This is a genomic window from Streptomyces sp. NPDC004752, assembly GCF_053601275.1.
In genome coordinates, this window is record NZ_JBSGBN010000232.1 from 1 (window position 1) to 7,107 (window position 7,107).

The window sequence follows — 7,107 nt, forward strand, 5'->3', positions numbered from 1 at the left end:
GGATCCCGCCGGCCGGGGTGGCGGACGCGGCCTGGGACATGGCGCCGGCCGGGCCGGCGGTGCACGTGACGGCCGCGAGAACGGTGCCGGCCGTCAGCGTCACCGCCCGCCGTCGTAGTGTCCTGGCCGCCATCGCGCCACCTCGGTCTCACGACCCCACCTCCATTGTGGGCCTGTGGGCGGGCCGGGAGGTCGGAGCCGGGTAAGAGCGGGGGAAGTTCCCTGCCGGGGTCTTACCCGGGGGCGGGCGCCGGGGTCTTACTCGCGGGCGGGCGCCGGTGTCCTGCCCGCGGGCGGGCGGTACCGGGTCAGTCGCCCGCCCGGACCAGGCCGCTCTCATAGGCGAAGATCACCGCGTGCACGCGATCGCGCAGGTCCAGCTTGCCGAGGATGCGGCCCAGATGGGTCTTGACGGTTGTCTCCCCGAGGAACAGCCGGGCGGCGATCTCCGTGTTGCTCAGGCCCCGGGCGACCAGGGCGAGGACGTCCCGTTCGCGGTCGGTCAGCCGGGCGAGACGGTCGCGCTCCGCAGCGGGGGCCGCGGGCAGGACGTACCGTTCCACGAGGCGGCGGAGGGCCGACGGCGCCAGCATGATGTCGCCGCGCAGGACCGCCCGGACCGTCACCAGGATCTCCTCCCCGAGCGCGTCCTTGACCAGGAACCCGCTCGCCCCGGCCCGCAGCGCGCCGTAGGCGTACTCGTCGAGGTCGAAGGTGGTGACGACCAGCACCTTCGGCGGGGACGGCAGGGCGCACAGCTCCCGGGTCGCGGCCAGGCCGTCCACCTCGGGCATGCGTACGTCCATCAGGACGAGGTCCGGCCGGAGTTCGGCGCTGCGTTCCAGGGCGGCGCGTCCGTCGGCCGCCTCCCCGACCACCGTCAGATCGGGCTGGCTGTCGATCACCATGCGCAGCCCCATCCGGATCAGTTCCTGGTCGTCGCAGAGCAGCACGCGGTGCGGGGCCGCCGTCCCGGTCACCGGGACACCGCCGCGAGGCGGCGCGGCGTCAGCCGCAGGGTGGCGGCCACCCGGTAGCCGCCGTCGGGCAGCGGACCGGCCCGCACGGTCCCGTCGTACAGCGCCGCCCGTTCCCGCATGCCGATGAGCCCGCGGCCGGCCGATGCCGGAAGGGCCCGGGGCGCGGTCCCGGTGCCCGCCGAGTTGTCGACGCGGATGCGGACCCGGCGCTCCGGTCCCGGCGTTCCGAGGTCGATCCGCACCCGGGTGGCCGCGTCGGGCGAGGCGTGCTTGACGACGTTGGTGAGCGCCTCCTGCACGATGCGGTACGTCTGCTCGGCCACCGACGCGGACACCCCGTCACGCTCACCGGTCAGCTCCAGAGAGGAGTCGGCGGGTAGGCGGTCGACGAGCGGGCGCAGATCGTCGAGGGTGGGGCCGCGGCCGGTGAACTCGCCGTGCGGATCGGGGAGTTCACCGGTGCCTGGGGCGTCCGGGGCGCCGCCGGGCCCGTCGTCGGCGCGCAGCACGTCCAGGAGCTGGCGCAGTTCGCGCAGCGCGGCACGGCCGGTGGTGCCGATGGTCCGCAGCGCGCGGTCCGGGGCCGTGGGGTCGGTGTCGCGGGCCAGTCTCGCTCCCTCGGCGTTGAGCACCATGACGGTCACGCCGTGCGCGAGGACGTCATGGATCTCGCGGGCGATACGAGTCCGTTCCTCGGCCACGGCGGCGCGGGCCAGCGCCAGCCGCCGGGACTCCGCCAGTTCGGCCCGGCGCGCGAACTCGGCGAGATAGGCGCGGCGGGCGCGGACGTACTCGCCGAGGATCCAGGCCCCGGCGAGCCACAGGGCCACGGTGACCGGGGGGAGCCAGGCGACGCCGTCGGTTCCGGCGCTCGGGTGGCCCACGACCCAGCCGGGCGCCCACAGCAGCACGCACACGCCCGCGCACACGGCGGTCCCGGCGGCGGCGCGGCGCAGCCCGCGCACCGAGAGCGTGTAGAAGACCGCGGCCATGGCGAGGGCCCCGCGCCCGGGTTCCCGGCCCCACACCTCGCCCAGGCACTGCACCCAGAAGGCGGCCGTGACGAGCGCCGCTGCCGCCACCGGGTGCCGGCGCCGCCACAGCAGGGGCAGCACGAGTACCGCGTACACCGCGGTCTGCACCCACACGGGACGCCAGCCGGGCTGGTCCCGGATCACCGGTGGCGCGGCGACGAGCACGACGAGCAGGACGTCCATCAGCCGGGGATGGCGCCCTCGCCATCTCGCCAGGCTCTCCATCAGGCGAAGCACCGCCTCACGCTACGGCGGGTCGAAGGGCTGGGGCGTCACCCCGTGGGCTGCACCGGGGTCCTACCGCAGGAGGACCCGTCCGGACCGGGGGTACGACGCCGGGCCACACGGCGGGTGCCGAGCATGGCGGCCGTGTCGATCACCACGCAATTCCTGAGACGGCCCCTCATGACCGGGGCGGTGGCCGCCAGTTCACGACGGCTGGCCCGCGCCATGACCCATCGCATCGGTCTGGAGGATGCCCGGCTGGTCGTCGAACTCGGGCCGGGCACCGGCGTGTTCACGGATGTCCTGCTGCGGCTGCTGCCCGCGGACGCCCGGCTCGTGTCGATCGAGCTGAATCCACGGCTCGCGGCGCACCTGGCGGCCACCCGGCGCGACGCACGGCTGACGGTGGTGAACGGCGCGGCGGCCGAACTGGCACGGGCCGCGGGCGGACCGGTGGACGCGATCGTGTCCGGACTGCCGTGGACGGTCATGCCCGCCCGGGAGCGGGAGCGGACCCTGGACGCGGTCTCCGGCAGCCTGGTGCCCGGCGGCCGTTTCACCACCTTCGGCTATCTGCACGCCGCCTGGACCCCGCCGGGCCGTCGGCTCGACGCCGCCCTGCGCGACCGCTTCGACCTGGTAGAACGGGGGCCGGTGGTGTGGCCCAACGTGCCGCCGGCGTTCGTGTACCGGGCCTGCTCCCCGCGGCCCGCCGCGGACGGCGCCCGCCGGGCGGACTCGTCGGCGGCGAAAGGCGCGCGGCTCGACGCCGGAAACGGGGGTGCGCCACCGGCGCGGTCGTGATGGACTCGACCGCCGTGGAACCACTGAACACCCCCTTGAACACCCCGTTCGCCGCCCCGGCGGACCTGGCGGCCGGGATGGAACGCAATCTGGCCGAACACGCCTGCCATCTGCATCGCGGCCTGAGCGGCGCGACGGTCACCGAGTCCGGCGATCTCCTCGTCGCGGACAGCGGCCTTGACGACGACACGTTCAACATCGTCGCCGCGGCCCGGTTCACCCCCGCCGCCACGCCCGCGCGCATCGCCGAGACGGTACGGTCGCTGGCCGCGACCGGCCGCGGCTTCTCCTGGTGGGTGGGTCCCGCCTCGACGCCGCCCGACCTGACCGACCGGCTGTCCGCCGCCGGACTGCCGGTCGCCGAGCGGGAGACGGCCATGTGGGCGGAGCTGGACAGCCCCCTGCCGCCTGCCGCCGCCATGGGATTGGACATCCGGCCGGTCACCACGCCCGCGCAGCTCTGCGACTACGCGGAGGTCGTCGCCGCGAACTGGAGCCCGCCCTCCGACACCGTCCGCCGCTTCTTCGCCCAGGCCGCTCCCCTGGCCCTGGCCGCGGGCTGCCCGGCCCGCTACCTGGTCGGCTACGCGGCGGGCCGTCCGGTCTGCTCGGCCGAGGTCTTCCTGTACGCGGGGGTCGCCGGGCTCTACAACATCGCCACCCTCTCCGGTCACCGGCGGCGCGGCCACGGCACGGCCGTCACCCTCGCCGCGCTTCGGACGGCCCGGGCCCACGGTCTGCGCGTCGCGGTCCTCCAGGCGTCCACCGACGGCGAGCCCGTCTACCGTCGGCTGGGTTTCAGACCGTGCGGCCGGTTCACCGAACACGCCGTCAATCCGTGAACGCCGAACGCCCCTAGGGCCGCGGCCGGCGCGTGCGTGCGCGCCCGGCCCGCTCTCCCTCGGCGCCGAGCATGTCCGACGCTCTGTCATAAACCGCCCGGCATTGGCATGGACCTGTTCATGATCAGCGGTTAGGCTCTGCTCCGCCACAGGGCTGAGAGCGCTCTCCTCGTCTCTGCTGTTCCATCCCCACGACCGTTGGAACGACGAAGGGCAACCTCCATGAGACGCACCGGATTCACGCATGCCGGCCTAGCCGTCCTCCTCATGCTCGGCGTCGGCGTGACGGCGGGCACCCTGCCCGCTTCCGCCGACGACACCCCCGCCGCCATCCGATCCACCGAGGCGCCCGCCTCGGCCGCGCTGCTCTCCACGGTGCAGCGCGACCTGCACCTGACGAAGGCCGAGGCTGCGGCGCGGCTCGCCGCCGAACAGCGGGCCACGACCGCGGAGCCCGCGGCGCGCCGGGCCGCGGGGGCGTCCTTCGGCGGCTCCTGGTTCGACGCCTCCAGCGGCACCCTCGCCGTCGGCGTCACCGAGGACACGTCCGCCACGACCCGCCGGGCGATCCGGGAGACCGGCGCGTCCGTGACCACCGTCGAGCACAGCGCCCGAGAGCTGAACGCCACCCGGGCACGTCTCGACAAGCTCTCCGCACCGGCGGGCGTGAGCAGTTGGCACGTCGACCCGCGGGCAAGCACCGTGGTCGTGAACATCGCCGAGGGCAAGCGGGACGACAACGATGTCCGGTCGTTCGTCGCGCGGGCCCGCAAGGCCGGTCCGGTCACCGTCGAGGCGATACCCGGCGCGCCCGCGACCCTCGCCGCGGGCACCGTGGGCGGCGACCCGTACTACACCGGCAACGTCCGCTGCTCCATCGGCTTCTCCGTGTACGGCGGGTTCGTCACCGCCGGGCACTGCGGACAGCCCGGCGCCGGCGTCAGCGGCTGGGACGGCAGCCACATCGGCACCTTCCAGGGCTCGTCGTTCCCGGACAACGACTACGCCTGGGTCAGTGTGGGCAGCGGCTGGTGGACGGTTCCGGTCGTACTCGGCTGGGGCACCGTCTCCGACCAACTGGTGCGCGGTTCGGCCGAGGCGCCCGTCGGCGCGTCCATCTGCCGGTCCGGGTCGACGACGCACTGGCACTGCGGCACGGTGCTCGCCAAGAACGAGACCGTCAACTACAGCCAGGGTGCGGTGCACCAGCTGACCAAGACCAACGTCTGCGCCGAAGGGGGCGACTCCGGCGGCTCGTTCATCAGCGGCGACCAGGCGCAGGGGGTCACCTCGGGCGGCTGGGGCAACTGCGGCAGCGGCGGCGAGACCTGGTTCCAGCCCGTCAACGAGATCCTCGGCCGGTACGGCCTGACCCTGCACACCGTCTGACCCACCACACACCACGGCGGGCCCCGACCAACGGCCGGGACCCGCCCCGACCGACCGGACCGAACGGTTCGCCGACCGTCCCGGCCGGAGGGGGTCGGGGGGAGATCCCGTCGGGTCCGCGGGAAGCGAGGCCCGGCGGGCCGGTGAGCGGCGTCGGCCCCGGCGCGGGCCGGCGGGCGCCAGGTCCCGTCGGGCCATGGGGAGGAAAGCCCCAGCGGACCGATGGGCGGCGAGTACGTCAGGTCAGCGAGCAGCGGTCAGCGGGCGGCGGACGAGGAGACCGCCGTGCGAGCCACCCGCTCCACGAGCGGACCGCCTACGCCGCCCGTCCCGGCCAGCCGGAACGAACAGTTCGTCAGCCGTCCCGGCCAAGGCGGCGGACGGCGACCCCGTCGAACCGACGGACGGCATCTACCCCCGCGCGGATCAGCGGGTGACAGGTCCCGTCGGGCCCGCGGGGAGGAAGGCCCCGACCGGCCGAGGGGGCGGCGAGTGTCGTCAGGTCAGCGAGCAGCGGTCAGCGGGCGGCGGACGAGGAGACCGCCGTGCTGGCCGCCCGCTCCACGAGCGAGACGCCGTCCTTCATCGACGTACTGCCGTCGGAGAGGACCGCGACGAGGTAGTGGTGTCCGCCCGCCGCGACCCGACCGATGCTGTTGACGTCCCACAGCCCCGTGGTGGTGCGCTGGAGCCAGCCGTTCTTCAGCTCCACGGCGGTGAGGGCCGCCGCCGAGACGCCCCAGGACTGCTCGTCCACGACGCGAGACATCAGCGTGCGGATGTAGGTCCGGGACGTGACGGTCAGCCCCTCGGCGCCCGCGGACGTGCCGGAGGCGGGCTCGAACACCGCGCGCAGCAGCCGTATCTGGTCGCTGGCCGTCGTCCGGGTGAGTCCCCACTTGGTACCGGGGCCGCCCTGTGTCGAGGTCAGTCCCAGGCGCTTGTTCGCCGCCGCCAGGCCCGGGGCCAGACCGATGCTTCGCCACAGCGCGTCGGCCGCCGCGTTGTCACTGCGCTCGATCATCGCCTCCGCACGGCCGCGCTCCTGCGCGGTCGGGCCCCGCCCGGCGTCCTGCGCCTTGAGCAGCACCGCGGCAAGGATGTCGACCTTGATGATGCTCGCGGTGTCGTACGCGGTGTCGGCGCCGTACACCGTGGCCTCCCGGCCCGGGGCATCCAGGTCGAGCACGGCGGCGGTGACCCGTTCCTCGCCCTGCGGCCGTACCTGGGCGAGGAAGTCCGCGGTGGCGGAGTCGGGCCGCGCCGCGGCCGTGGCGGCGGCGGCCGGCTCGGGGATGAGGGCACCGGTCGACAGGAGGGTGGCCGCCGAGATCGCGAGGGCGGTGACGCCGACCGCGGCGCGCCTGCGGCCTCGCTCGGTCGCACGCGGCGGACGGGACGAGGATGACGACGGGTGCGGCATGGTGCGGTACCTCGGCAGTTCATCGGGGAGAGGGGGCACGCCACTGCGAAGGTAAACACTTCATCCCGAGGACGAAGTGACGGCTGCCACCCGGGAACTGCTTTGCCCGGTGATTGTGGGAAAGGCCACAGCTTCGGGTGTGGGCGGCGTCACGCCCCCGGTCGTCACGACCGCGAACGCCGGTGAACCGGCCGTCGGTCACCGGCCGCCGAGTCCGGTCGTGGCCACGGACCGCATGAGGTGCCGCTGGAAGATCGGGCCGATGAATGGATCGCCACCATTCCGCTCGACAGCAACGTCACCGCCGCCCTGCTCGACGGTCACGTCATCGTCACCTCAGCGGGTGACGTCCGGGGCCGCCTCCGGCGGCACCCTGCCGTCCGGACCGGCCGCCGCGCGGCGGACCGCGG

Annotated in this window: 6 protein-coding genes; 3 read left to right on the forward strand and 3 right to left on the reverse strand. The window is 74.5% G+C overall.

Annotated features, from left to right (window positions below):
• Positions 1 to 308: 308 nt before the first annotated feature.
• Positions 309 to 980, reverse strand: a complete 672-nt coding sequence (locus ACWEKM_RS45135; RefSeq protein WP_451627126.1) for a response regulator — start codon at positions 978 to 980, stop codon at positions 309 to 311.
• Positions 977 to 2,251: a sensor histidine kinase gene (locus tag ACWEKM_RS45140; RefSeq protein ID WP_451627127.1), complete on the reverse strand. Its 1,275-nt coding sequence runs from the start codon at positions 2,249 to 2,251 to the stop codon at positions 977 to 979. Before ACWEKM_RS45140 ends, ACWEKM_RS45135 begins: the two co-directional genes overlap by 4 nt.
• Positions 2,252 to 2,383: 132 nt before the next feature.
• Between ACWEKM_RS45140 and ACWEKM_RS45145 the strand changes: the two genes are divergently transcribed.
• The 3 genes from ACWEKM_RS45145 (at position 2,384) to ACWEKM_RS45155 (ending at position 5,274) form a co-directional block, all read left to right on the forward strand.
• Complete coding sequence (locus ACWEKM_RS45145) at positions 2,384 to 3,043, forward strand: class I SAM-dependent methyltransferase (RefSeq protein ID WP_451627128.1); 660 nt, start codon at positions 2,384 to 2,386, stop codon at positions 3,041 to 3,043.
• Between the two features lie 77 nt (positions 3,044 to 3,120).
• Positions 3,121 to 3,885 carry a GNAT family N-acetyltransferase gene (locus tag ACWEKM_RS45150; protein ID WP_451627130.1) on the forward strand — a complete coding sequence of 255 codons (765 nt, stop codon included), beginning with the start codon at positions 3,121 to 3,123 and terminating at the stop codon, positions 3,883 to 3,885.
• 222 nt (positions 3,886 to 4,107) lie between these two features.
• Positions 4,108 to 5,274, forward strand: coding sequence for a S1 family peptidase (locus tag ACWEKM_RS45155; RefSeq protein ID WP_451627129.1), 1,167 nt, complete (start codon positions 4,108 to 4,110; stop codon positions 5,272 to 5,274).
• A gap of 517 nt (positions 5,275 to 5,791) precedes the next feature.
• Here ACWEKM_RS45155 and ACWEKM_RS45160 read toward each other — a convergent pair.
• Positions 5,792 to 6,697, reverse strand: coding sequence for a serine hydrolase (locus tag ACWEKM_RS45160; RefSeq protein WP_451627131.1), 906 nt, complete (start codon positions 6,695 to 6,697; stop codon positions 5,792 to 5,794).
• Positions 6,698 to 7,107: the final 410 nt, after the last annotated feature.